We start from the raw sequence: 24,644 nt of genomic DNA on the forward strand, positions 1-24,644 counted from the left end.
CTGTCGCACAGGAAAAGCACCCGGGGGACCGCTGCTTCCTGTGCGCGCATGGGGGTGGGGTCCCCCACCCTTGCTGCCTTTCCGAGGAGCCCTCGTCCCCCCCCCGTTCCCCCCCCGCGCCGGTAGCGGTCGGCCGCGGCGACCAGGCGGGCCGCCCGCACCGCCGGGTCCGGCGCGAGCCCGGCGGCGAGGGCGAGCGCCGTGGCCCGCTCCCCCGCGGGCGGGCCCGGCTCCTGCGCGGCGGCGGCGAGTTCGGCGCCGAGCCGCTCGTCCGGGTACGGCGTCGCGAGCACCCGGTGCAGCAGACCCGCCGGCCGGTGCCGCTCCCCCGTGGCGGCATCGGCCAGCAGGCGGTGCGCGGCCCTGCGGCGGGCGGGCGGCTCCGCCGTGTACCGGGCTCGCGGGTCGGGCAGCCGCAGCCGTCCGTCGGCGTCGCGGGTCAGGCCCGCGCGTCCGGCGGCGTCCAGGGCGTGCGCGCCGAGCCGGGCGGCCGCCGCGGCCCGCAGCACGAGGCCCGCGTCGGCGCCGGGGCCCTCCGGGTCGGCCTCGTACGCGGCGGCGGTCAGCAACAGCACGCTCATGCCGGTCACCCGGACCACGCTAGGGGTGAACCGCGCCGCCCGGGCCACCAACTGGGCCCGAGCCCAACCGTCACCGGGGGACACTGTGTCCCCGCACAGCACATACGGAACGCCAGGAGCGCGCGGCCATAGGGTCCTCACCTGGTTCCCGGCACCCCTGGGCCGTCCCTCACCCGCGGCCCGGTGGGGCTTCTCGCGCAGTTCCCCGCGCCCCTGAGATGCGCACTTCGTGCGGCATCTCATCAGAGGCGCGCGAAGCGCAGCCTCAAGGAGAGGCGGCGCGAAGTGCCTGCCTCAGGGGCGCGGGGAACTGCGCGAGAAGCGGCCACCGGGCCGCACCCGAACGACAGCCCATGACCAGCCACGACGACAGCCGCGCTCGGCAACACACCCGCGCCCCCGGAGTGCTCAGCGCACCGGACACCCAGCGTCCCGCAGGGAGGACTTCACCTCTCCGATGCGCAGGTCGCCGAAGTGGAAGACGGACGCCGCGAGCACGGCATCGGCCCCCGCCGCAACGGCCGGCGCGAAGTGCTCAAGACGCCCGGCCCCGCCCGAAGCGATCACCGGCACGGACACGTGCTTGCGTACGGCCGAGATCATCTCCAGGTCGTACCCGTCCTTCGTCCCGTCGGCGTCCATCGAGTTGAGGAGGATCTCGCCGGCCCCCAACTCGGCCGCCTGATGGGCCCATTCGACGGCGTCGATCCCGGCGGACCGCCGCCCGCCGTGGGTCGTCACCTCGAAGGCCCCGGACTCGGTGCGCCGGGCATCGACCGAGAGGACGAGCACCTGCCGCCCGAACCGCTCGGCGATCTCCCGGATCAGCTCCGGCCGGGCGATGGCGGCCGTGTTCACGCCCACCTTGTCGGCCCCGGCGCGCAGCAGCTTGTCCACGTCCTCGGCGGTGCGCACCCCGCCGCCCACGGTGAGCGGGATGAAGACCTGCTCGGCGGTGCGGCGCACCACGTCGTAGGTGGTCTCCCGGTTGCCGGACGAGGCGGTGATGTCCAGGAACGTCAGCTCGTCGGCGCCCTCGGCGTCGTACACCTTCGCCATCTCGACGGGGTCGCCCGCGTCACGCAGGTTCTGGAAGTTGACGCCCTTGACGACCCGCCCGTTGTCCACGTCGAGACACGGGATGACGCGTACCGCGAGGCTCACCGTGCTTCTCCTGCCTGCGGGCGGAACGCCTCGACCTCGACCTCCACGACCAGCGACGGGTCGACGAAGCCGGAGATGATCAGCATCGACGCGACGGGGCGGACGGTGTCGAACAGCTCCTTGTGGGCGCGGCCGACCTCGTCGACGTCCCGCGCGTGGGTGATGTACATGCGGGTGCGCACGACGTCGTCGCGGCCGAGGCCCAGCTCGGCCAGTGCCTCGATCGCCACGTTGAAGGCGTTCTTCGTCTGCTCGTACGGGCCGCCTTCGGCGATCACGCCGTCGACGACGGAGGTGCAGCCGGAGACCAGCACGAGACCGTTGGGGAGTTCGACGGCACGGGCGTACCCGAAGGCCTCCTCCCAGGGGGCCCCGGACTGGATCCGGCGGACGGCGCCGCTCATACGGAGACCGCCTCCAGCGCTGCCTCCAGCGTGAACGCCTTGGCGTACAGCGCCTTGCCGACGATGGAGCCCTCGACGCCGAGCGGCACCAGCTCGGCGATGGCCCGCAGATCGTCGAGGGAGGAGACGCCGCCCGAGGCGACGATCGGGCGGTCCGTGGCCGCGCACACGTTCTTCAGCAGTTCCAGGTTCGGGCCCTGGAGCGTGCCGTCCTTGGCGATGTCGGTGACGACGTAGCGCGCGCAGCCCTCGGAGTCGAGGCGTGCCAGCGTCTCGTAGAGGTCGCCGCCGTCGCGGGTCCAGCCGCGGCCGCGCAGCGTCGTGCCGCGTACGTCGAGGCCGACCGCGATCTTGTCGCCGTGCTCGGCGATGATCTTGGCGACCCACTCGGGGGTCTCCAGCGCGGCGGTGCCGAGGTTGACGCGGGTGCAGCCGGTGGCGAGGGCCGCGGCGAGCGTGTCGTCGTCGCGGATGCCGCCCGACAGCTCCACCTTGATGTCCATGGCCTCGGTGACCTCGCGGATCAGCGCGCGGTTGTCGCCGGTGCCGAACGCGGCGTCCAGGTCGACCAGGTGCAGCCACTCGGCGCCGGAGGACTGCCAGGCGAGGGCCGCCTCCAGCGGGGAGCCGTAGGAGGTCTCGGAGCCGGACTCGCCATGGACGAGGCGGACCGCCTGGCCGTCACGGACGTCGACCGCGGGGAGGAGTTCGAGCACGTGGTTGAGAGAAGAGGCCATGGCTTAGAGGTTTCCGATCCAGTTCTTCAGCAGCTGGGCTCCGGCGTCGCCGGACTTCTCGGGGTGGAACTGCGTCGCCCACAGCGCGCCGTTCTCGACGGCGGCCACGAAGGGCTCGCCGTGGGTCGACCAGGTCACCTTGGGGGCACGGATGTGCGGGTTGTGGACCTCCAGCTCCCAGTGCTGGACGGCGTAACTGTGCACGAAGTAGAAGCGCTCGTCGCTGCCGACACCCGCGAACAGCTCGCTGCCCTCGGGCGCGTCGACGGTGTTCCAGCCCATGTGGGGGACGACGTCGGCCTTCAGCGGTTCGACGACACCGGGCCACTCGTCGAGGCCCTCGGCCTCGACGCCGTGCTCGATGCCCCGCGCGAACAGGATCTGCATGCCGACGCAGATGCCCATCACGGGCCTGCCGCCGGCCAGCCGGCGCCCGACGATCCAGTCGCCGCGCGCCTCCTTCAGTCCGTTCATGCAGGCGGCGAAGGCGCCGACGCCGGGGACGAGGAGTCCGTCGGCGTTCATCGCCTTGTCGTAGTCACGGGTGATCTCGACGTCGGCGCCCGCGCGGGCGAGGGCGCGCTCGGCGGAGCGCACGTTTCCGAAGCCGTAGTCGAAGACGACAACTTTTTTGTCTGTCATGGCCGTCAGTTCCAGTAGTCGAGGCGCAGCACGCCCGCGACCAGGCACAGGGCGGCGCTGATCGACAGGAGGGTGATGAGGCTCTTGCCCATGCCCTGCTTGGCGAAGGAGATGATGCCGCCGACCAGGAAGAGGCCGACGAGGATGAGGACGGTCGCGAGGCCGTTCATGACTAGAGGGCACCCTTCGTCGAGGGGAGGATGCCGGCCGCGCGCGGGTCCCGCTCGGAGGCGTAGCGCAGCGCGCGGGCGAGGGCCTTGAACTGGCACTCCACGATGTGGTGCGCGTTGCGCCCGTACGGGACGTGGACGTGCAGGGCGATCTGCGCCTGCGCGACGAACGACTCCAGGATGTGCCGGGTCATCGTCGTGTCGTACTCGCCGATCATCGGCGCCATCTTCTCGGGCTCGGTGTGCACGAGGTACGGGCGGCCGGAGAGGTCGACGGTGACCTGGGCGAGGGACTCGTCCAGCGGGACCGTGCAGTTGCCGAAGCGGTAGATGCCCACCTTGTCGCCGAGCGCCTGCTTGAAGGCGGCGCCGAGGGCGAGCGCGGTGTCCTCGATGGTGTGGTGCGAGTCGATGTGCAGGTCACCCTCGGTCTTGACCGTGAGGTCGAAGAGGCCGTGGCGGCCGAGCTGGTCGAGCATGTGGTCGTAGAAGCCGACACCGGTCGACACGTCGACCTTGCCGCTGCCGTCGAGATCGATCTCGACGAGGACCGAGGTCTCCTTGGTCGTACGTTCCACTCGTCCTACGCGGCTCATGCGCCGAACTCCTTTGTGACTTCACGGGCCGCGTCCAGGAACGCGTCGTTCTCTTCGGGGGTGCCGACCGACATGCGCAGCCGTCCCGGTACGCCGTTGTCCCGGATCAGGACTCCTCGGTCGAGGATGAACTGCCAGACCGCATGCGGGTCTTGGAAGACACCGAACTGGATGAAGTTGGCGTCGGCGACGGTGACGTCGAAGCCGAGCCCCTTCAACTCCTCGACCACCCGGTCGCGTTCGGCCTTCAGCTGCTCCACGTACTGGAGCAGGGTGTCGGTGTACTCCAGGGCGGCGAGCGCCGTCGCCTGGTTCACGGCCGACAGGTGGTAGGGCAGGCGCACCAGCTGCACCGCGTCGACCACGGCCGGGTCGGCGGCGAGGTAGCCGAGGCGCAGGCCCGCGGCGCCGAACGCCTTCGACATGGTGCGCGAGACGATCAGGTTCGGGCGGCCCTCGATCAGTTCGAGCAGCGAGCTGCCGTGGCTGAACTCGGTGTACGCCTCGTCGACGATCACCACCGCGTCCCGGCCGGCGGCCTCGTACAGCGCGAGGACGTCCTCGCGGGCCACCGCGTTGCCGGTGGGGTTGTTGGGGCTGGTGATGAAGACGACGCTGGGGCGGTGCGTGCGGATCGCCTCGACGGCGCCGGGCACGTCCAGCGAGAAGTCGTCCTTGCGCGGGGCGCTGACCCAGCCGGTGTTGGTGCCCCGCGCGAGCAGCGGGTGCATCGAGTACGAGGGCTCGAAGCCGAGCGCGGTGCGGCCGGGGCCGCCGAACGCCTGGAGGAGCTGCTGGAGCACCTCGTTCGACCCGTTGGCCGCCCAGACCTGGTCGTGACCGACCTCGTGGCCGGTCGTGCGGGTCAGGTAGCGGGCCAGCTCGGTGCGCAGCTCCACCGCGTCCCGGTCGGGGTAGCGGTTGAGGGTGCGGGCCGCTTCCGCGACCCGCTCCGCGATGCGCGCGACGAGCGGCTCGGGCAGCGGGTACGGGTTCTCGTTCGTGTTCAGCCGGACGGCGACGTCCAGTTGGGGCGCGCCGTAGGGGGACTTGCCGCGCAGTTCGTCGCGTACGGGAAGGTCGTCGATGTTCGTCACTTGTCCGTCGGCACCTTCCACCCGAAGCGGGCCTTGACGGCGGCGCCGTGCGCGGGCAGGTCCTCGGCCTCGGCCAGCGTCACCACGGTGCGGGCGACCTCGGCGAGGGCGTCCTTCGTGTAGTCGACGATGTGGATGCCGCGCAGGAAGGACTGGACGGACAGGCCGGAGGAGTGGCAGGCGCAGCCGCCGGTCGGCAGGACGTGGTTGGACCCGGCGGCGTAGTCCCCCAGGGAGACCGGCGCCCACGGGCCGACGAAGACCGCGCCCGCGTTCTTCACGCGCTGGGCGACGGCGGCGGCGTCCGCCGTCTGGATCTCCAGGTGCTCGGCGCCGTACGCGTCGACGACCTTGAGGCCGTCCTCCAGGGAGTCCACGAGGACGATCGCGGACTGCTGCCCCTTGAGGGCGGGCACGATCCGGTCGTCGACGTGCTTGGTCGCGGCGACCTGCGGCTCCAGCTCGCGCTCGACGGCGGCGGCCAGCTCCTCGCTGTCCGTGACGAGGACGGCCGCGGCCAGCGGGTCGTGCTCGGCCTGGCTGATCAGGTCGGACGCGACGTGCACCGGGTCGGCCGTGGCGTCGGCGAGGACGGCGATCTCGGTCGGGCCCGCCTCGGCGTCGATGCCGATCCGGCCGGTGAAGTAGCGCTTGGCGGCGGCGACCCAGATGTTGCCCGGGCCGGTCACCATGTTCGCGGGCGGGCAGGACTCGGTGCCGTACGCGAACATCGCGACGGCGGTGGCGCCGCCGGCCGCGTACACCTCGTCGACGCCGAGCAGCGCGCAGGCCGCCAGGATCGTCGGGTGCGGCAGGCCGCCGAACTCCTTCTGCGGCGGGGAGGCGAGCGCGATCGACTCGACGCCGGCCTCCTGCGCCGGTACGGCGTTCATGATCACGGACGACGGGTAGACGGACCGGCCGCCGGGCGCGTACAGGCCGACGCGCTCGACCGGCACCCACTTCTCGGTGACCGAACCGCCGGGCACGACCTGCGTGGTGTGGCCGGTACGGCGCTGCTCGCGGTGGACGATGCGGGCCCGGCGGATGGACTCCTCCAGGGCCGCGCGGACGGCCGGGTCGAGGTCGGCGAGCGCCTTGGCCAGGGCCTCGGCCGGCACCCGCACGGACTCCAGCGTCACTCCGTCGAACTTCTCGCCGTACTCGATCAGCGCCGCGTCGCCGCGATGATGCACGTCCTCGCAGATCGGGCGCACCTTGTCCAGGGCGGCCGAGACGTCGAAGTCGGCTCGGGGCAGCAGCGAGCGCAGGGCCTGGCCCTCGGGGAGGGCGGCGCCGCGCAGATCGATTCGAGAGATCACGCACCAATTCTCTCAGACGCGGGTTTGCCGCCGGTGGCCCGTATCAGTGACTGATACTCGTCCGGTTTCAGCCGTTGTTCCCGCACCGGAGGACGACCTTCACCACTAGCGTTCAAGCGGTCACCCAGCGGGCATGACCGGTCGTACACAACCCGCGGGTAGCAGATGCCGGCGGGGCGCGCGGAACGCACGGGGCGTACGGAGCGCGGCAGGGCACGAGGGTGCCACGAAGGCGTACGGGGAGGCAGGACAGTCGTGGTCGACGGGACGACGACCGGCAGCGGCAATGGTGACGTGCCGGACGGCCTGACCGCAGCAGAGGTCGGAATGTGGCAGGCGTTCCGCAACGGGAGCCTCTACGACCTGCGTACGGGCGGCAGAGCGGCCGACGATCCGCACGGCGGGCACCCCTGGGGTCCCGAGCGCAGCGTGCGCGCGCGGATCGTGGCGTGGCTGCTCCTCGACGGGCCGCCGGCCCTGGACGGCCGGGTGTCGTCGCTGAAGCTCCAGGGCGTGCAGATCACGGACGCGCTCGATCTGGCGGGCGGCACCATCGAGCCGTACGTGGAGCTGAAGGACTGCCGCTTCGAGAAGGAGGTGCTGCTCCCGGAGGCGCACTTCACGACGCTCCGCATCGTGAACTGCTCAGTGCCGCGCCTGGAGGCGGCCCGGGTGCACACCGAGGGCGATCTGCACCTGCCCCGCTCCCGCTTCCACACCGGCGTCCGGCTGACCGACGCCCACATCGGCACGGATCTGCTGCTCAACCAGGCGGTGGCGTTCCGCGACCGGACCGGCAAGTCGGTCGCCGCGGACGGCATGTCGGTCGGCCAGGACCTCCAGGCCGAGCTGCTGGAGACGCACGGCGAGCTGAGCCTGCGCGGCGCGACCGTGGGCGTCTCGCTGTCCCTGCGCGGCAGCCGGCTGAGCAACACGCACGGGCGGCGCGCGCTGAACGCCCCGCAGCTGACGGTCGAGCGCACCCTGTATCTGACCCCCGCCGGGATAGGCAATCTGCTCCAGTCGGGCGGCACCCCGGCCCAGGGCACCCGCGTACAGCGGTTCGAGTGCGTGGGCGGCCTGCGGCTCGACGACGGGCGCTTCGGCGACGCCATCGACCTGGACTCGGCCCGGTTCACGCTGCGCAACGACCAGGAGGTGTCCCTGCGCCGCGTCCAGACGCCCGAGCTGCGCTTCACCGGGGAGCGGCCGGAGCGCGGTCTCGTCGTGCTGAGCGGCGCGAAGGTCGTCAATCTGATCGACAAGTCGACGAGCTGGCCGGTCGCGGGACAGTTCCGGGTCAGCGGCTTCACGTACGAGAACCTGATCCCGGTCGGCGCCTTCCCGCTGCACCGCCGCCTCGCCTGGCTCTCCGACGCCACCCCCGAGTACCGCCCGGAACCGTACGAGCAGCTCGCCGCCATGCTCCGCAACAGCGGGGAGGACGCCGACGCCCGCGAGGTGCTGCTCGCCAAGCAGCGCCGGCGCCGCGAGACGCTGCCGGTGGCCGCGAAGGTGTGGGGCTACATCCAGGACTGGACGGTCGCCTACGGGTACCGGCCGGGCCGGGCCGCCGTCTGGATGGCCGTGCTCTGGGCGGTCGGCGCGGTCGCCTTCAGCCGCGCCCAGCATCCGCCGATACAGCCGGGCCAGGGCCCGCGCTGGGACCCGGCCCTCTTCGCCCTCGACCTGCTGCTCCCGGTGATCGACCTGGGCCAGGCGCACAGCTGGCGGCTCAGCGACGGCTGGCAGTGGCTGGCGGCGGTCCTGATCATGCTCGGCTGGATCCTGGCCACGACAGTCGCAGCAGGCGCCACCCGCCTACTCCGACGAAGCTGACCCTCGCGGCAACCTGGGCCAACCTGCAGCCGTCTCACCCCGCCCCGCCCGCCCGCCTTGGGCAATCTGCCGCCAGGGGCGGCAGGGTGGGCAAGGCGGCCCCCCAGCGCGGGGCGAGCGCCCATCAAGCCCGAGCCCCAGCCCCGCCCGCACCCGCACCCGCACCCCCATCCGCACCGCATACTCACAGCTGACCCAGGCACCCTGTCCGGACCCCAAACCGTTACCCACCCCCAAGCAACCACCACCCCCCAAAGCCCGTCATCCCAGGGCAACAACAGGCCCCGCCAAAAGGAGGACGCGGACATGCCCCTGCTCCGCGCCCTCATCCGAACAGCCCGCATGATTCGCCACACGGCCTCCCTGGCCGAAGGCCTCCCCCCGGACGAGGAGATCCTCCTCGACGCCCCGGACGACCGCCTCGCCACGGCCCTGGCCGCCGCGGGCCACACCGAGTACGGCCCGGCCGCCAAGGTCCTCGCCCACACCCGCGAGGCCGCCGAGTGGGAGAACCGCGACCGCTACGTGCAGCGCCTCGCCGCGTTCGCCGCCGCCCGCCCCGAATGGTTCGCGGCCTGGCAGTCGGCCGCCCCGCACGACCCCGACCTGCTCCTGGTCAAGGCGGAGGTCGCGGTCGCCCGCGCCTTCGGCTCCCCGGCCCGCGCCGAACTGCTCCGCGACGTCACCCCGCTGATCCTGGCCGCGGCCGACGCCGACCGCAGCGACCCGGTCCCCTGGCGCCTCGCCCTGGACCACGCCCGCGGCGCGAACGCCCCGCACACCGTCTTCGAGGAGCTGTGGACCCAGGCGGTGCGCCGCTCCACGCACCACTACGGCTGCCACGTCGCGGCCCTTCAGTACCTGTCGGCCGCCTGGTACGGCTCGCACGCGGAGTGCTTCGACTTCGCCGAGCACGCCGCCGAGGACGCGCTGCCCGGCTCCCTGCTCCAGGCCCTCCCGGCCCGCGCCGCCTTCGCCTACCTCACCGCGCAGTCCCCGCACGGCATCCCGCGCGCCCGCCTCGACGCGGCGGCCGATCTCGCCATCGGGCTCTCGGCCACGTACGACACCGCGGACCCCTGGCCCGCCGAGGTGCGCAATCTGCTGGCCTGCGTACTGATCCATCTCGAACGCTGGCAGGACGCCCTGGACCAGCTGCGTCTCATCGGTCCCTACGCGACATCGTTCCCCTGGGACCGGCTCTCCGACGACCCGCTGGGCGAGTTCCTGCACCTGCGCGACGGCGTCCGTCTGGAGGTCGCGGCGGCGCTCCCGCTGCTCGGCGGACCGAGGACCTCCGGCGACCATTACTCTTGACCGTCGTGACCACCGTCCGGCTTCCGCTCTTCCCGCTCAACTCGGTGCTGTTCCCCGGGCTCGTGCTCCCGCTGAACATCTTCGAGGAGCGTTACCGCGCCCTGATGCGCGACCTGCTGAAGGCAGCTCCTCCCGGGCCCGCCGATCCCGACGACCCCGAGGCCGACCCGGCCGTCTCCGACGAGCCGCGCAATTTCGTGGTCGTGGCGATCCGCGACGGCCACGAGGTCGCGCCGAGCGCCGCCGGCATGCCGGACGACCTCACCACGAAGGAGGCCGGCGCGGGACCCGCCGCCGGCTTCGGCGACGACCCGATCTCCTCCTTCCACCTCGTCGGCTGCATCGCCGACGCCGCGACGATCCGTGAGCGCCCCGACGGCAGCTTCGAGGTGCTCGCGACCGGCACCCAGCGCGTCGGGCTGCGCTCGGTGGACGCCTCGGGCCCGTACCTCACCGCGGAGGTGGAGGTGCTGCCCGACGACGACGGCGAGGAGGCGGGCGCCCTGGCCGAGGGCGTGCTGCGCGCGTTCCGCTCGTACCAGAAGCGGCTCGCGGGCGCCCGCGAGCGGTCCCTGACGACGGGCGCGGAGCTCCCCGACGAGCCGTCGGTGGTGTCGTACCTGGTCGCCGCGGCCGCGGTGCTCGACGTACCGACGAAGCAGCGGCTCCTCGAAACGGCCGACGTGGCGTCGCGGCTGCGCGAGGAGCTGAAGCTGCTGCGCGCCGAGACGGCGATCATCCGGCATCTGCCGTCGCTGCCCGCGACGGACCTCACCAGAGCGGCGACCAGCCTCAACTGACCTGAAGGACACGGCACGTTGGCGAAGAAGTCCAAGAAGCAGCAGCAGTCCGGCGGGACCCCGGCGACGGTCGCGCTGACGGCCGCGGGCACCGCCTTCACGGTCCACTCCTACGAGCACGACCCGGCACATCCCAGTTACGGCGAGGAAGCGGCCGAGGCGATGGGCGTGTCCCCCGACCGGGTCTTCAAGACGCTCGTCGCGGACGTCGACGGCCGGCTCACGGTCGCCGTCGTGCCGGTGGCGGGCCAGCTCGATCTGAAGGCGCTCGCCGCGGCGGTCGGCGGCAAGCGCGCCACGATGGCCGACCCGGCGCTCGCCGAGCGCACCACCGGGTACGTACGCGGCGGCATCTCCCCGCTCGGCCAGCGCAAGAAGCTGCCGACGGTCATCGACGCGTCCGCCGCGGAGCACGCGACCATCTGTGTCTCGGCGGGCCGCCGTGGCCTGGAGGTCGAGCTGGCGGCCGCGGACCTGGCGGCGCTCACCGGCGCGGTGCTCGCGCCCGTCGGGCGTGCGTGACCCCTCGACGTGACCCTCCGCTTCGACTAAGCACCAAGGACATGTCGAAGAGGACACGCAAGCGCAAGTGGCGGATCAAGAAGGGCAAGGCCAATCACGGGCGCAGGCCCGCCTGACGTTCAGCGCTCGCACGGCCGGCCGGGGACACCGTCGACACGACGGCCTCCCCGGCCGGACACCTCGCAAAAAACCATCAAGAACTACGCCGAGGGGCCGTGCGGCTCCGGGCCCGGTGCCCCCTCCGGGTGCTGCGGCACGTAGTACTGCGCGTACGGGTCGGGGTCCCGGGGGCCGAACAGGCCGGTGAGCGCGAGATGGACGACCATCGCGGCCAGCGGCCACGCGAGCAGCGCGCCCTTGGCCTTCAGTTCGAGGGGCGCGTCGAACACGACGCCCTTGCCGAGCTCCTTGGCGTGGGCGGCGACGTCCCGCGTCGGCCCCAGCCAGATCCCGAACCGCCAGGCGATCACGCCGCCGAGCAGCGCGCCCAGCGCGAGTGCCACGACGATCCCGATGCCGCCGCGCCGTCGCCACAGGAAGACGAGCAGGGCGGTCACGGCGCCGAACGCGAGCCCGAGCAGCGCGAACGTGCCGTCGATCCCGATGGCCTGCTCCCCCTCGCTGTCCTTGAGGTAGACGGCCGAGCTGTCGGAGATCAGCGGCACGCGCGGCGCGAGCCACAGCCAGAGCACACCGAGGAGCAGTCCGAACACGGCGACACCGGCGAACACGACGACGGCCTCGCGCAGCTCGGCCTTCAGGCCGGGCCCGTCCTCGACTGCCGGGGACGGCGCGGGCGGCGGCAGATGGCCGGCCATCGGATCCGGGGCCTGCCACGGGTTGCCGTGCCCGTTGTCGTCCGGGGGTTGATGCGGCGGCGGTGTCAGCGGTGCGGTCACCCTGCCATCGTGCCAGGCGTGTCGGCGGCGCGCGTCACCGGACGGCTGCCCGACGGTACGCCCAGGTCGCCACGGCCAGCGAGGCGACGCCGACAGCGGCGCAGACGCCCAGGTCGAGCAGGACGGCGGGCCAGTCGGGCCGGTCGCCGAAGGTGCGGGCGAAGGCCTCGACGCCGTAGGTCGACGGCAGCAGATCGCGGGCGTAGCGCACCGCCTCGGGCATCCGGGCGGCGGGCAGCACGCCCAGCAGCAGCGCCGCGGACATGCCCAACTGGCCGAGCAGTGTGGCCAGTTCGGGGCGTGGCGCGAGCAGCCCGAGCGCGGCGCCGAGCCCGGCGAGGGCGGCTCCGGCGAGCGGGATGACGGCGGCGAGCACCCACAGATGGGCGAGCGGCAGATCGAACATCGCGCAGCCGACGATCGCGGTGACCACGGTGCCGGGCACGGTGAACGACGCGTACGCGCCCGCCGCGCCCAGGACCACGGAGGCGGGCGGCACCGGCAGCGTCGCGTAGTGGTCGAGCCCGCCGGCGGCGCGCAGCTGCCCGAAGTACTGGGCCAGCAGGTTCAGCGCGACGAAGGCGACGACCAGCACGGCGGACCCGGCGACGACGGCCTGTGCCTCGCTGCTGCCCTGGTCGACGACGCCGCGCATCAGGATCATGATCCCGATGGACTGGAAGGTCGCCACGAAGAGCAGCGGGATCCGGGCCACTCTGGCCCGGGAGAGCTGGGCGCGGTAGACGGCGGCGAGCGACGGCAGGAACCGGGCCCGCGGCGCGAGCCCCTCCTCGCCGCGGCCGGCTCCCGGATCGGCGATGACGGCCGGCTCCGCGGCCGGTACCGCGTCGGCGGATACGACACTCATGCCTTCACCAGGCCCTTCACGCCGCTGCGGCTCCCGCCGAGCGCCAAGTACACGTCCTCCAGGCTCGGGGTGGCGAGCGTGAAGTCGTCGAGGAAGTCGAAGGCCGGGCCGCCGGTGACGGCGGCGACGGCGCGGCGGGCCTCGTCGGGGGCGAGCCGCAGCGACCAGCGCCGCCCGGACTCGACGGCGTGCTCGCGCAGCCGTGCGACCTCGGCCAGCTCCGTCGGCGCCTTTTCCCGCCACACGAGTTCGACCCGCACCTCGCCGGCGACGCGCTCCTTGAGCCCGGCCGGGGTGTCGCAGGCGATGACCCGGCCCTGGTCCATCACCGCGACCCGGTCGAGGACGGTCTCGGCCTCGATGACGTTGTGGGTGACGAGCAGCACGGTGGTGCCGCGCTCGGCGCGTCTGCGGTCCACGGCCGCCCAGACGGCCCGTCGCGCGACGGGGTCCATCCCGGTGGTCGGCTCGTCGAGCACGAGCAGTGGCCGCTCACCGACCAGGACGGCGGCGAAGCAGGCGAGCCGCCGCTGCCCGCCGGAGAGCTTCTTGAGCGGCCGCCCGGCGATCGCGCCGATGCCCAGCTCGTCGAGGACGGCGTCGCGTGCGACCCGGGCGTCCTTGAGGCTGAGCCCGCGCAGCCGTCCGGTGGTCTCGGCGGCGAGGGAGACGGTGAGCTCGTCGAGGGCGGTCGACTCCTGCCCGAGGTAGGCGAGGATCCGTGAGGCCCGCTCCGGGTGGCGCACGATGTCGTGCCCGAGGATCTCCACGCTCCCGGCGTCGGGCCGCATGAGCCCGGTCAGCTGCCGTACGAGGGTGGACTTCCCGGCGCCGTTCGGCCCGAGCAGACCGAAGATCTCGCCGCGTGCGATGTCGAGCCCGACCTCGTCGGTGGCCCGCACTTCCGGCCCCCCGGGCGCACCACGCCGCCCGCGCGAGGCGGGATAGGTCTTCCGCAGCCCCCGCACCGAGCACACGACAGCACCCCTGCCATACTCCAGGACGGGCTCACCGGTGCGCGTACTCACGAGGAACGAGAGTACGGGGTCGAGCCCCCAGGTTTGCGCCCGGGTCGGACAAATGGCGCCCCAAAAGCAACGCGGGCCACGCTGACACGCCCGCGCCAAGGCGCCCCGTAAGGGGCGCGGGGCTGTGCCGATCAGTGGCTCCGCCGCGGGGCGCGACCAGCCGCGACGAACCCGCAAACGCCATCCGGCGACAACACCGCGGGCGCCAAGGCGCCCCGACAGGGGCGCGGGGAACTGCGCGACCAGCCACGACGAGAGCCGCACACGCCACCCGGCAGAACACGGCAGACGCCGTGACGTAGCAGCACCCCGAAACTCAATCCCCAGCGGCAGCGTGCTCGGCTCCGGTCCGCACATCGACCTCCCGCCAGAACCCGGCCCGAATCGCATACCGGTCGTGCTCGTCGATCTGATCGTCCTTGTGCGCGAGCAACCCGAACCGCGCGGCGTACCGCAGCAGCTCCCCGTCGATGCGGTGCGGCACCCGGGGATACATGGTCGACAGCTTCTGCAATTGCGTCTGGTCGCCCAGCCGCTCCATCCAGCGCCGCGCGAACACCTGCCCCACCTCGTACGGGTCCCCGCCGACCGCGGTGATGTCCTCCTCGCGGTCGGCCCAGCGCTGCTCGGCGGTGGTGAGCTGCGCCAGGGTCGGCAGCGACGCCGACTCGGGCGTCTCGGCTCCCCCGCCGGGCCGCTCGACCCAGCCCTTGTCGGAGGACCAGCGCAGCGTCGCGTTGGCCGGATGCTGCGCGGCCTGCGTGCCGGGCGCGCGCAGTGCGGCCAGATCCTTCGGGGTGGGTACGCCCTTGCCCGCGCCGGACCGGTCCTCCGGGTCGCTCTCGGCCCGCTCGGCGCGCTCGGCCGGCGCGTGCTGGACCGGCGGCGTGTCGGCGTCCCGGCCGGCGAGGCGGCCCGGGGCGCCCGGCGCGGACTCGGGCAGCGGCGCGGAGAGGATCGCGGCGATCTCGGGGCGCGGCGCGGGCGGCGGGGCGCAGATGCCGCCGAACTCCTTGGCGCGGACGGCCTTGGTGATCCAGGTCCGGTCGAGCACGCGCCGCTCGTCGGCCTCGGCGACCAGGTCCTCGGACTGGTTGTAGTCCCCGTCGGCGGCCTGGACGGCCCACAGGTGGACGGCGACGCCGTGCTCCTTGGCGGCCATCATGCCGGGCAGCAGATCGCCGTCGCCGGTGACCAGGACGACGTCGGAGCAGGCCCGGTTGCGCGCCAGCTCGGTCAGCTCGGCGTGCATCGCGGCGTCGACGCCCTTCTGCGCCCAGCGCCCGTCGCTGCGGGTCAGGGCGCCGAGGCGCACCGTCACCCGGGGCATCACGCGCAGCCTGCGGTGCTCGGGCTGCGGGACCCGGTCGGGGGCGCCGTCGAACCAGTAGATGCGCAGGAGCTGGCGCTCGGTCTCGGACTCGGCGCGCTCGCGCAGCCCCTGGATGAGGGCGGCGTGGTCGACATGGATCCGGGACCGGGACGGCTCGCCCGCGAGGAGACTCGCGGCAGCACCCAGCAGATACCCGGCGTCCACCAGGACGATGCAACGGTCCACGCGGTCCACCCTCTTTCGCCGACACGCCCGTGCGTTCGCTTCGGGTTTCCTTCGAGTCTGCCCGACAGCGCGGGGCTTAACGGCCCGAACTCGATCTTCGGCGTGGCGGAAGGCGTGAAGGAGTGACGAACCCGGCTCGATCCCCCTCTTACGCACGGTAATAATCCGAAATGCGGTCTTGTACGCCTTGTGTGAATCTGAAACCGGCCCTGGCCCCTAGTCCCCCGCAGGAGGCAATCACCATGGCCAAGAACCGCAAGCAGAACCGTAATCAGCAGCAGAAGTCCGCAGAGCCGCAGGAGCAGGCCCGGTCGTCCGCCATGGAGGCGGAGACGAAGTCGGCCATCCAGGCCACACCGGGGGATGTGGCCCGCAAGCACCGCGAGCGCCGCTTCGGGCACAACTGACGTAAGCCGCAAGGCTGTCGGAGCACGGCGCGAGGGCCGCACCCGGAAGTCCGGGTGCGGCCCTCGCGCTGTGTCCGCCGTGTGCGCCGCTTGGCGGTATCAGCCCGCCAGGCAGGACGGGCCGAGCAGTACCTTCAGGTCGCCGTAGAGCGCCGGGTCCGGCTTGACCCGGTGCCGGTCGAGCCGGAGGACCGTGGTCTTGCGCGGGCCCTGGAGCTTGATCCGCACCTCGCTGTCGCCCCGGTGGTTGGCGAGGATCTCGCCGAGCCGGCTGATCATCGGCGGGGTCACCTTCAGGGCGGGGATGGTCAGGATCACCGGCGCGTTCGTCCCCGCGTTCGACAGGTCCGGGACCTGCATCTCCATGGCGACCAGGCGCGGCACGTCCTCGCGCTTGTCGAGGCGGCCCTTGACGAAGACCACGGCGTCCTCGACGAGCTGGGTGGACACCAGCTGGTACGTCGCGGGGAAGAACATGCACTCGATGGAACCGGCGAGGTCCTCGACGGTCGCGATCGCCCAGGCGTTGCCCTGCTTGGTCATCTTGCGCTGGAGGCCCGAGATGATGCCGCCGACCGTGACGACCGCGCCGTCGCCGAAGTCACCGCCGGTGAGCTGCCCGATGCCCGCGTCCGCCTTGTCGGACAGCACGTGCTCCAGGCCGAACAGCGGGTGGTCGGAGACGTACAGGCCGAGCATCTCGCGCTCCTGGGCGAGCAGGTACGTCTTGTCCCACTCGTCGGTGGAGAACTCGACGTCGAGCCCGAAGCCCGGCTCGTCGCCGCCCTCGTCGCCGCCGCCGAAGAGGTCGAACTGTCCCTCGGCCTCCTTGCGCTTGACCGCCACGACGTTGTCGATCATGGGCTCGTACTGCGCGGTGAGGCCCTTGCGGGTGTGCCCCATCTCGTCGAACGCGCCCGCCTTGATGAGCGATTCGGTGGTCCTCTTGTTGCACGCCGCGGCCTCGACCTTGTCGAGGTAGTCGGGGAACGAGGAGTACTTCCCCTTGGCCTTGCGCGAGCGGATGATCGCGTCCACGACGTTCGTCCCGACGTTGCGGACCGCCTCCAGGCCGAAGAGGATCACGTCGTCGCCCTGGGCGGCGAAGTTGTGCACCGACTCGTTCACGTTCGGCGGGAGGACCTTGATCTTCATGCGCCGGCACTCGTTGAGGTAGACGGCCGACTTGTCCTTGTCGTCCTTCACCGAGGTGAGCAGGGCCGCCATGTACTCGGCCGGGTAGTTCGCCTTCAGGTACGCGGTCCAGTAGGTGACCAGGCCGTACGCGGACGAGTGCGCCTTGTTGAACGCGTAGCCGGCGAACGGCACCAGGACGTCCCACAGGGCCTGGATCGCCTGGTCGGAGAAGCCGTTCTTGCGGGCGCCCTCCTGGAAGATGGTGAAGTTCTTCGCCAGTTCCTCGGGCTTCTTCTTGCCCATCACGCGGCGCAGGATGTCGGCCTCGCCGAGCGAGTACCCGGCGACGATCTGCGCGGCCTTCTGTACCTGCTCCTGGTACACGATGAGGCCGTAGGTGAGGCCCAGCGTCTCCTTCAGGGGCTCTTCGAGCTCCGGGTGGATCGGCGTGATGTCCTGCCGGGCGTTCTTGCGCTCGGCGTAGTTCGTGTGCGAGTTCATGCCCATCGGGCCCGGCCGGTACAGGGCCGACACGGCGGAAATGTCCTCGAAGTTGTCGGGCTGCATCTGGCGCAGCAGCGAGCGCATCGGGCCGCCGTCGAACTGGAACACACCGAGCGTGTCACCGCGGCAGAGCAGCTCGTACGTCTTGGGGTCGTCCAGCGCGACCGAGAGGAGTTCGAGCTTGACGCCCTTGTTGGACTCCACCATCTTCACGGCGTCGTCCATGATCGTCAGGTTCCTGAGGCCCAGGAAGTCCATCTTGATCAGGCCGAGGGACTCGCACTGCGGGTAGTCCCACTGCGTGATGGTCACGCCGTCGGTGTGCCGCGTCCACAGCGGGGCGTGGTCGACGATCGGCTCGCTGGACATGATGACGCCGGCGGCGTGCACGCCCATCTGCCGGACCAGGCCCTCGACGCCCTTGGCGGTGTCGATGACCTTCTTCACGTCCGGCTCGTTCTCGTACATCCCGCGGATCTCGCCCGCCTCGCTGTAGCGCGGGTGCGTGGAGTCGGTGATGCCGTTGAGATCGATGCCCTTGCCGAGGACGTCTGCGGGCATCGCCTTGGTGAGGCGGTCGCCCATCGCGTACGGGTAGCCGAGCACGCGCGCGGAGTCCTTGATCGCGTTCTTGGCCTTGATCTTGCCGTACGTGCCGATCATGGCGACCTTGTCGGCGCCGTACTTCTCGGTCACGTACCTGATCACCTCGACGCGCCTGCGCTCGTCGAAGTCGATGTCGACGTCGGGCATGGAGACGCGCTCGGGGTTGAGGAACCGCTCGAAGATCAGTCCGTGCTCGATCGGGTCGAGGTCGGTGATGCCCATGGCGTACGAGACGATCGAGCCGGCCGCGGAGCCACGGCCGGGGCCCACCGCGATGCCGTTGTTCTTGGCCCACATGATGAAGTCGGCGACCACCAGGAAGTAACCCGGGAACCCCATCTGGATGATGATGTCCATCTCGTACTCGGCCTGCTTCTGCCGGTCCTCGGGGACACCGCCGGGGAAGCGGCGGTTCATGCCGCGCCGCACTTCCTCCTTGAACCACGTGGTGTTGGTGTAGCCCTCTTCCGGGATGTCGAACTTCGGCATGAGGTCGCGCTTCTCGAACATGCCGGTCGTGTCGATCTGCTCGGCGACCAGGAGCGTGTTGCGGCAGCCCTCCTGCCAGGCGTCCGAGGAGTCGACGGCGTACATCTCGTCCGTGGACTTCAGGTAGTAGCCCGTGCCGTCGAACCGGAAGCGGTCCGGGTCGGAGAGGTTCTTGCCGGTCTGGATGCAGAGCAGGGCGTCGTGGGCCGTCGCCTCGTGCGCGTAGGTGTAGTGCGAGTCGTTCGTCACCAGCGGCGGGATGCCGAGCTTCTTGCCGATCTCAAGGAGGCCGTCACGGACCCGGCGCTCGATCTCGATGCCGTGGTCCATCAGCTCCAGGAAGTACCGGTCCTTGCCGAAGATGTCCTGGTACTCGGAGGCCGCCTTCAGCGCCTCGTCGAACTGGCCGAGGCGCAGCCGGGTCTGCAGCTCGCCGGAGGGGCAGCCGGTGGAGGCGATCAGGCCCTCGCTCCACTGGGAGATCGTCTCCTTGTCCATGCGCGGCCACTTCTGCAGCCAGCCCTCGGCGTACGCGTCCGAGGAGAGCTTGAACAGGTTGTGCAGGCCCGTGCTGTTCGCCGCCCAGATCGTTTTGTGCGTGTAACCACCCGAACCGGAGATGTCGTCGCGCTTCTGGTGCGGCTGGCCCCACTTGATCTTCCGCTTGTTGCGCCGCGACTCCGGGGCGACGTACGCCTCGATGCCGATGATCGGCGTGACGCCCGCCTTCTGCGCGGAGTGGAAGAAGTCGTACGCCCCGTGCAGGTTGCCGTGGTCGGACATCGCGATGTGCGTCATGCCCATCTCGTTGCACGCGTTGAACATGTCCTTCAGCCGCGCGGCACCGTCCAGCAGCGAGTACTGGGTGTGGACGTGCAGGTGCGTGAAGGGCGGCTTTGACACGGTGGGGGCCTCCATTGGCGGGCGCGCGGCGAAGGGGCGGGGACAGCTTGGAAGTCTACGACCGACCGCTGACAACCGACGGGCACTCCGGAGTACGGTCGGGCGTTGGACAGGTCAGAACACCTGCCCTGCGTGTCACACAGCTCACGCACCATCTGCACCAGGAGGCACCCCGCGATGTCGGACCCGCAGCCCACCGCTGAAGAGCGCGGCGAGCAGATCCTCGCTGTCTTCGACACCGCGTTCGGCGAGCTGCTCGCCGCGGACCCCGCAGCCTTCCGGGTCAAGTTCCGCAAGATGGCCGCGTCGGCCTTCGCGTTCTACCGCGGCACGGCCTGCCTCTTCTACCAGGACCTGGAGCGTGAGCAGCACGGCGGGCCGTACCTGGACGACCGCACGAGCCGGGTGTGGATCCACGGCGACCTGCACGCGGAGAACTTCGGCACGTACATGGATGCGAACGGCCGGCTGGTCTTCAATGTGAACGACTTCGACGAGGCGTACGTCGGCCCCTTCACCTGGGACCTCAAGCGCTTCGCCGCCTCGGTGGCGCTGATCGGCTACGCGAAGGCGTTCAGCGACGAGCAGATCAGCGCCCTGGTGCGCACGTACGCGGCGGCCTACCGCGAGCGGGTCCACTCGCTGGCCACGGGCGCGAAGAACGACGAGGTGCCGCCTTTCACCCTGGACACGGCCGACGGCCCGCTGCTCGGGGCGCTGCGCGACGCTCGCGCGCGTACCCGCTTCGAGCTGCTCGACTCCATGACGGAGATCCGCGACTTCGAGCGCCGCTTCGCGCCCGGCGGCGGCTCCATCGAGCTGGACGCGGCGACGCGCTACAAGGTGCTCGCGGCCTTCGACGGCTATCTGGAGACGCTGCCGGAGTCGTCGCTGGCCCGCCCGGACTCGTACCGCGTGAAGGACGTCGTCGGGCGCCGCGGCATCGGCATCGGCTCGGCCGGTCTGCCCTCGTACAACATCCTTCTGGAGGGCAACAGCGACGCCCTGGAGAACGATGTGGTGATCTACGTGAAGCAGGCCCAGACCCCGGCCGTCTCGCGGCACATCACGGACCCGGCGATCCGGGACTACTTCCAGCACGAGGGGCACCGCACGGTCATCTCGCAGCGCGCGCTGCAGGCCCACGCGGACCCGTGGCTGGGCTGGACGGAGCTGAACGGCTCGGGGCAGCTGGTCGCCGAGGTCTCCCCGTACGCGGTGGACCTGGACTGGTCGGACATCGACGACCCGGTGGAGATCGACGCGGTCGTCGCCGACCTCGGCCGGGCGACCGCGACGATGCACGGCGCGGCCGACGACCAGTCCGGCGAGTCGCTGGTGCCGTTCTCCACGGAGCGCGCGATCGACGCGGCGATCGCCGCCGACGAGGACGGTTTCGCGGACCTTCTGGTCGACTTCGCGCACCTTTACGGCGCCCGCGCGCGTGAGGACCACCAGATCTTCGTGGACCTGTTCCGCAACGGCCGGATTCCCGGTCTCTGACACACAGCCACCCTTTAGGCATCGCTTACAGCCGGCCATGGCACACTCCTCGGCGATGGACGACATATCCGGGACCCAGCTCAGAGCCGTGCGCGCGGCGCTCTTCACGGCCGTGGCCGTGACGCTGTCCGCCGCGTCGCACGTGCTGCTGTCCCGGGCCCCGCTGCCGCTTTCGACGGTCGGCGCGATCGCCGCCGCCGTGTTCGTGATCGCGTACGCGCTCGCCGGACGTGAGCGCGGCTTCGGGCGGATCGCGGCGCTGCTCGTCCCGCTGGAGCTGGCGGCGGACACGGTCTTCACCACCGGCCAGCACGTCTGTTACGGCGCGGCGGGCGGCCCGGTGGCGGGTCCCCTGCGCTCGTTCGGCTTCGACGTGCTGTGCGCGGGGAACGTGGGCACGCCCCTGGCGCGGATGACCGGCGCCGGTCCCGACAAGCCCGTCGGTCTGCTCGCCCACTCCGATCCCGCGGCCTCCTGGCTGCTGCTCGGCGCGCATGTCACGGTCGGGCTGCTCGCGGCCCTGTGGCTGCGCCGCGGCGAGCAGGCGCTGGCCCAGCTGCTGCGCGCGCTGGCCGCGTTCGCGTTCCGGCCGCTGATCGTCGCCTGGGCCGCGGTCACCGCCCATCTGGAGCCGGTGGCCGCGAGGCCCCGCCCCACGGCCCCGAGGCCGGCCGCCCGCATCCGGATCTGGGTGCACTCCGTGGGACGGCGCGGACCGCCGTGCGCGGCCCTCTGAGCCCTCGCCCGAGCGAGCGCCACAGCCGAGCACGACAGTCCCCCGCATCTTTCATCAGTCAACGGAGTAACGGATCATGAGCAAGCGCAACAGCCAGCAGGCGAAGACGGCGGCCCGCGAGCGGCTGCGGATCGAGCGCGAGAAGCAGGCGAAGAAGGCGAAGGCGAAGCGGCAGGCGATCGTCATCGGTTCCATCGTGGGTGTGCTCGCGATAGCCGGCGGCATCGGCTACTTCGCGGTGCAGGCCATGAAGCCCTCCCACTGGGAGACGGCCATGGACGCGAAGACCGCCGACGTCGTGGCGCCCGCGCACACCACCGGTACCAACGGCACGACCGTGGTGATCGGCAAGGACAGCGCGAAGAAGACCCTGAAGCTCTACGAGGACTCGCGCTGCCCGGTCTGCGCGTCCTTCGAGCAGACCGTCGGCTCGACCGTCCACAAGGACGTCGAGGACGGCAAGTTCAAGATCCAGTACATCGGCGCCACCTTCATCGACGGCGACGGCAGCGGCAAGATCGGTTCCAACGGCGAGGGCTCCAAGAACGCGCTGAGCGCGCTCGGCGCGGCCCTGAACGTCAGCCAGGACGCCTTCCTCGACTACAAGACCGCCCTGTACTCGAAGAAGTACCACCCGGACGAGACCAAGGACGAGTTCAAGAGCGACGACTACCTGATCAAGGTCGCGAACACCGTGGACGCCCTCAAGAACAACAAGGCCTTCCAGAAGGACGTCCGCAACGGCACCTACGACAACTGGGCCATGAAGATGTCCAAGACGTTCGACTCGAACAAGGACGAGGTCACCGGCACCCCGTCCCTCGTCATGGACGGCAAGAAGCTCGTGGGCTCCGACGGTCAGAACGCCCCCATGACGGTGGCGGACTTCAACACGGCGATCGAGAAGGCCCTCGCGGGCTGATCGCCTCCGGGCCGCCGGTGCCCTGGAGCGACCGGTGCCCTAGAGCGAGTCGAGGAAGCCGAGCGCCACCCGCCAGGTGGCCTCGGCGGCCTCCTCGTCGTAGTCCGGCAGGTCGGTGTCGGTGTAGAGGTGGCCGGCTCCGGCGTAGCGGTAGATCTCGACGTCGGCGCCGGTGCGCCCCATCTGCAGGTACCAGGTGTTCAGCCAGTCGTCCGTCTCGAAGACGTCCGGCGAAGCGACGTGCAGCTGGACCGGCAGCTCGTCCACGGACGCGGTCTCCGCGATGTCCGACGTGCCGTGCACCAGCAGCAGCCCGCGGGCCTTCTCGTCGCCCAGCGCGAGGGTCTGCGCGATGGAGGCGCCCAGCGAGAAGCCCGCGTAGACCAGGCCCCGCTCCGAGTAGGGGGCGGCCGCGAGCACGGCCCGCTTGAGGAGTTCGTCCTTGCCGATCTCCTCCTTGAACTCCATGCCCTCGTCGATGGTGTCGAAGGTGCGGCCGTCGAAGAGATCGGGGGTCCACACCTCGTGACCTGCGGCGCGCAGCCGGTCGGCCGCGTCCTTCACGGCGGGCCGCAGTCCGAACGTCGAGTGGAACAGCATGATGTTCATGCGCTCCATGGTGCCAGGAACGCCACAGGTTAGCCGTGGCGGATCCCGGTTACGGTGCAAGGCATGGAGATGGAGAACGTACTGCGCCCCCTGATCGTGATCGGTGGTTCGGTCCTCATCACCCTCCTCGTCGGGTGGGCTGTGGACCGGCTGCTGCGGCGGGCCGACCGGCGCCACCACGAGACACCGCTCTGGGGCCTGCTGCGGCGCTGCCGACTGCCCCTCCAGTTCGTGCTCTGCGCGGCGCTGCTGCGCGGCTCGTACGACCAGGCGAAGCTCGCGAAGGAGCACTCCGCGGGGATCGGCCAGACCCTCAGTCTGGTGCTCATCGGTGGCACGGCCTGGCTGATCATCCGGAGCGCCGCGGTGGTCGTGGAGTCGTCCTACGCCCGTTACGCCGCCATGCACCGCGATCCCGCCCGGGTCCGCCGGGTGCGCACCCAGGTCGCCCTCATCCAGCGCGTCGTCACGGCGGTCGTCGGTGTGGTGGCCGTCTCGGCGATGCTGCTGACCTTCCCCGCGTTCCGCACCGCGGGGGCGTCGCTGCTCGCCTCCGCCGGCATCCTCGGCATCGTCGCCGGTGTCGCCGCCCAGTCCACGCTCGGCAACCTCTTCGCCGGGCTGCAGATCGCCTTCGGCGACATGGTCCGCATAGGGGACACGGTCGTCGTGGACGGCGAGTGGGGCACGGTCGAGGAGATCACCCTCACCTTCCTCGCCGTCCGCACCTGGGACGAGCGCCGGATCACCATGCCGGTCTCGTACTTCACGTCGAAGCCGTTCGAGAACTGGTCGCGCGGCGGCGCCCAGATGACCGGCACCGTCTTCTTCCACCTGGACCACAGCGCGCCGCTGCACGAGATGCGCGAGCAGCTGCGCGACATCCTCGGCGAGTGCGCCGCGTGGGACGGCCGTGACTGGGGTCTGGCCGTCACCGACACCACGCCCTCCACGATGCAGGTGCGCGCCCTCGTCACGGCCAAGGACGCCGACGACATCTGGACGGTGCGGGTCACGGTCCGCGAGCAGCTGCTGCGCTGGCTGACCGACCAGCACCCGTACGCGCTCCCGCGCATCAACACCGCGACGGCCCTGCTCGCCCCCGACGAGGCCTTTGAGTCCCTCTCGGAGCACGTCCTGACCCGCAACGGCAGGGCCCCGCGCACGGGGCGCGGTTGACTCCACAGTGCCAGTCACGTCGTGGCTGGTCGCGGGGGGGCCCCCCCCCCCCCGACGCGGAAGGCCTCTATCCCACAGAGGGGGGGGGCGCGAAAGAGAGGACAC

The 24,644-nt window shown here is 71.3% G+C and carries 23 protein-coding genes and 1 pseudogene; 9 read left to right on the forward strand and 15 right to left on the reverse strand.

Features of this window, described 5'->3' with window-relative positions; genetic code table 11:
* The 9 genes and pseudogenes from ACFVDP_RS43320 to hisD all read right to left on the reverse strand — a co-directional run.
* A pseudogene (locus ACFVDP_RS43320) lies at nucleotides 1-590 on the reverse strand (hypothetical protein); the annotation flags it as partial.
* Between the two features lie 399 nt (nucleotides 591-989).
* Nucleotides 990-1,745, reverse strand: a complete 756-nt coding sequence (hisF, locus tag ACFVDP_RS43325) for an imidazole glycerol phosphate synthase subunit HisF (protein WP_383503250.1) — start codon at nucleotides 1,743-1,745, stop codon at nucleotides 990-992.
* Nucleotides 1,742-2,149, reverse strand: a complete 408-nt coding sequence (locus tag ACFVDP_RS43330) for a RidA family protein (RefSeq protein WP_383503252.1) — start codon at nucleotides 2,147-2,149, stop codon at nucleotides 1,742-1,744. The genes hisF and ACFVDP_RS43330 overlap by 4 nt, the downstream gene beginning before the upstream one ends.
* On the reverse strand, nucleotides 2,146-2,886 hold the full coding sequence (gene priA, locus ACFVDP_RS43335) for a bifunctional 1-(5-phosphoribosyl)-5-((5-phosphoribosylamino)methylideneamino)imidazole-4-carboxamide isomerase/phosphoribosylanthranilate isomerase PriA (RefSeq protein WP_383503253.1): 741 nt from the start codon (nucleotides 2,884-2,886) through the stop codon (nucleotides 2,146-2,148). The genes ACFVDP_RS43330 and priA overlap by 4 nt, the downstream gene beginning before the upstream one ends.
* A 3-nt stretch (nucleotides 2,887-2,889) precedes the next feature.
* Nucleotides 2,890-3,528: an imidazole glycerol phosphate synthase subunit HisH gene (gene hisH / locus ACFVDP_RS43340; RefSeq protein WP_383503255.1), complete on the reverse strand. Its 639-nt coding sequence runs from the start codon at nucleotides 3,526-3,528 to the stop codon at nucleotides 2,890-2,892.
* A 5-nt stretch (nucleotides 3,529-3,533) separates the two neighbouring features.
* Nucleotides 3,534-3,698 (reverse strand): hypothetical protein, encoded by a 165-nt coding sequence (locus ACFVDP_RS43345; protein WP_383503257.1) that lies wholly within the window; start codon nucleotides 3,696-3,698, stop codon nucleotides 3,534-3,536.
* 2 nt (nucleotides 3,699-3,700) lie between these two features.
* Nucleotides 3,701-4,294 carry an imidazoleglycerol-phosphate dehydratase HisB gene (gene hisB, locus ACFVDP_RS43350; protein ID WP_351443705.1) on the reverse strand — a complete coding sequence of 198 codons (594 nt, stop codon included), beginning with the start codon at nucleotides 4,292-4,294 and terminating at the stop codon, nucleotides 3,701-3,703.
* Nucleotides 4,291-5,391 carry a histidinol-phosphate transaminase gene (locus ACFVDP_RS43355; RefSeq protein ID WP_383503259.1) on the reverse strand — a complete coding sequence of 367 codons (1,101 nt, stop codon included), beginning with the start codon at nucleotides 5,389-5,391 and terminating at the stop codon, nucleotides 4,291-4,293. Before ACFVDP_RS43355 ends, hisB begins: the two co-directional genes overlap by 4 nt.
* Nucleotides 5,388-6,713: a histidinol dehydrogenase gene (gene hisD, locus ACFVDP_RS43360; protein WP_383503261.1), complete on the reverse strand. Its 1,326-nt coding sequence runs from the start codon at nucleotides 6,711-6,713 to the stop codon at nucleotides 5,388-5,390. Before hisD ends, ACFVDP_RS43355 begins: the two co-directional genes overlap by 4 nt.
* A gap of 327 nt (nucleotides 6,714-7,040) precedes the next feature.
* On the opposite strand from hisD, the gene ACFVDP_RS43365 reads away from it, so the two are divergent.
* From ACFVDP_RS43365 to ybaK, 4 genes are all read left to right on the forward strand, one after another.
* Nucleotides 7,041-8,552: an oxidoreductase gene (locus ACFVDP_RS43365; RefSeq protein ID WP_383503284.1), complete on the forward strand. Its 1,512-nt coding sequence runs from the start codon at nucleotides 7,041-7,043 to the stop codon at nucleotides 8,550-8,552.
* Between the two features lie 306 nt (nucleotides 8,553-8,858).
* Nucleotides 8,859-9,869, forward strand: a complete 1,011-nt coding sequence (locus tag ACFVDP_RS43370) for a hypothetical protein (protein WP_383503263.1) — start codon at nucleotides 8,859-8,861, stop codon at nucleotides 9,867-9,869.
* A 5-nt stretch (nucleotides 9,870-9,874) separates the two neighbouring features.
* On the forward strand, nucleotides 9,875-10,669 hold the full coding sequence (locus ACFVDP_RS43375; RefSeq protein ID WP_383503265.1) for an LON peptidase substrate-binding domain-containing protein: 795 nt from the start codon (nucleotides 9,875-9,877) through the stop codon (nucleotides 10,667-10,669).
* A gap of 18 nt (nucleotides 10,670-10,687) precedes the next feature.
* Nucleotides 10,688-11,191 (forward strand): Cys-tRNA(Pro) deacylase, encoded by a 504-nt coding sequence (gene ybaK / locus ACFVDP_RS43380; protein WP_383503267.1) that lies wholly within the window; start codon nucleotides 10,688-10,690, stop codon nucleotides 11,189-11,191.
* Nucleotides 11,192-11,391: 200 nt separating this feature from the next.
* Here ybaK and ACFVDP_RS43385 read toward each other — a convergent pair whose 3' ends face one another.
* The 4 genes from ACFVDP_RS43385 to ACFVDP_RS43400 form a co-directional block, all read right to left on the reverse strand.
* On the reverse strand, nucleotides 11,392-12,090 hold the full coding sequence (locus tag ACFVDP_RS43385; RefSeq protein WP_383503269.1) for a DUF2567 domain-containing protein: 699 nt from the start codon (nucleotides 12,088-12,090) through the stop codon (nucleotides 11,392-11,394).
* A gap of 34 nt (nucleotides 12,091-12,124) precedes the next feature.
* Nucleotides 12,125-12,958: an ABC transporter permease gene (locus ACFVDP_RS43390; RefSeq protein ID WP_383503271.1), complete on the reverse strand. Its 834-nt coding sequence runs from the start codon at nucleotides 12,956-12,958 to the stop codon at nucleotides 12,125-12,127.
* A complete protein-coding gene (locus tag ACFVDP_RS43395) occupies nucleotides 12,955-13,935 on the reverse strand; it encodes an ABC transporter ATP-binding protein (protein ID WP_383503286.1) in 981 nt (326 codons plus the stop codon). Before ACFVDP_RS43395 ends, ACFVDP_RS43390 begins: the two co-directional genes overlap by 4 nt.
* A gap of 367 nt (nucleotides 13,936-14,302) precedes the next feature.
* Complete coding sequence (locus tag ACFVDP_RS43400) at nucleotides 14,303-15,544, reverse strand: NYN domain-containing protein (RefSeq protein WP_383503272.1); 1,242 nt, start codon at nucleotides 15,542-15,544, stop codon at nucleotides 14,303-14,305.
* A 242-nt stretch (nucleotides 15,545-15,786) separates the two neighbouring features.
* On the opposite strand from ACFVDP_RS43400, the gene ACFVDP_RS43405 reads away from it, so the two are divergent.
* Nucleotides 15,787-15,951 carry a hypothetical protein gene (locus ACFVDP_RS43405; protein ID WP_383503274.1) on the forward strand — a complete coding sequence of 55 codons (165 nt, stop codon included), beginning with the start codon at nucleotides 15,787-15,789 and terminating at the stop codon, nucleotides 15,949-15,951.
* A 99-nt stretch (nucleotides 15,952-16,050) separates the two neighbouring features.
* Here ACFVDP_RS43405 and dnaE read toward each other — a convergent pair whose 3' ends face one another.
* On the reverse strand, nucleotides 16,051-19,590 hold the full coding sequence (gene dnaE / locus ACFVDP_RS43410) for a DNA polymerase III subunit alpha (RefSeq protein ID WP_383503276.1): 3,540 nt from the start codon (nucleotides 19,588-19,590) through the stop codon (nucleotides 16,051-16,053).
* A gap of 177 nt (nucleotides 19,591-19,767) precedes the next feature.
* Between dnaE and ACFVDP_RS43415 the strand changes: the two genes are divergently transcribed.
* From ACFVDP_RS43415 to ACFVDP_RS43425, 3 genes are all read left to right on the forward strand, one after another.
* A complete protein-coding gene (locus tag ACFVDP_RS43415) occupies nucleotides 19,768-21,093 on the forward strand; it encodes a DUF2252 domain-containing protein (protein ID WP_383503278.1) in 1,326 nt (441 codons plus the stop codon).
* Nucleotides 21,094-21,148: 55 nt separating this feature from the next.
* Nucleotides 21,149-21,829: a hypothetical protein gene (locus tag ACFVDP_RS43420; protein ID WP_383503279.1), complete on the forward strand. Its 681-nt coding sequence runs from the start codon at nucleotides 21,149-21,151 to the stop codon at nucleotides 21,827-21,829.
* A gap of 76 nt (nucleotides 21,830-21,905) precedes the next feature.
* A complete protein-coding gene (locus tag ACFVDP_RS43425; RefSeq protein WP_383503281.1) occupies nucleotides 21,906-22,751 on the forward strand; it encodes a thioredoxin domain-containing protein in 846 nt (281 codons plus the stop codon).
* Nucleotides 22,752-22,790: 39 nt separating this feature from the next.
* Here the strand turns inward: ACFVDP_RS43425 and ACFVDP_RS43430 are convergent, their stop codons facing one another.
* The gene (locus tag ACFVDP_RS43430) at nucleotides 22,791-23,360 is read right to left on the reverse strand and encodes a dienelactone hydrolase family protein (protein WP_383503283.1); all 570 of its coding nucleotides are present in this window, start codon (nucleotides 23,358-23,360) and stop codon (nucleotides 22,791-22,793) included.
* Nucleotides 23,361-23,429: 69 nt separating this feature from the next.
* Here ACFVDP_RS43430 and ACFVDP_RS43435 point away from each other — a divergent pair, with 69 nt between their 5' ends.
* Nucleotides 23,430-24,539 (forward strand): mechanosensitive ion channel family protein, encoded by a 1,110-nt coding sequence (locus tag ACFVDP_RS43435; protein WP_383503288.1) that lies wholly within the window; start codon nucleotides 23,430-23,432, stop codon nucleotides 24,537-24,539.
* The last annotated feature ends 105 nt before the right edge of the window (nucleotides 24,540-24,644 follow it).

This window comes from Streptomyces sp. NPDC057694 (assembly GCF_042799415.1).
In the GTDB taxonomy this organism is placed as follows: domain Bacteria; phylum Actinomycetota; class Actinomycetes; order Streptomycetales; family Streptomycetaceae; genus Streptomyces.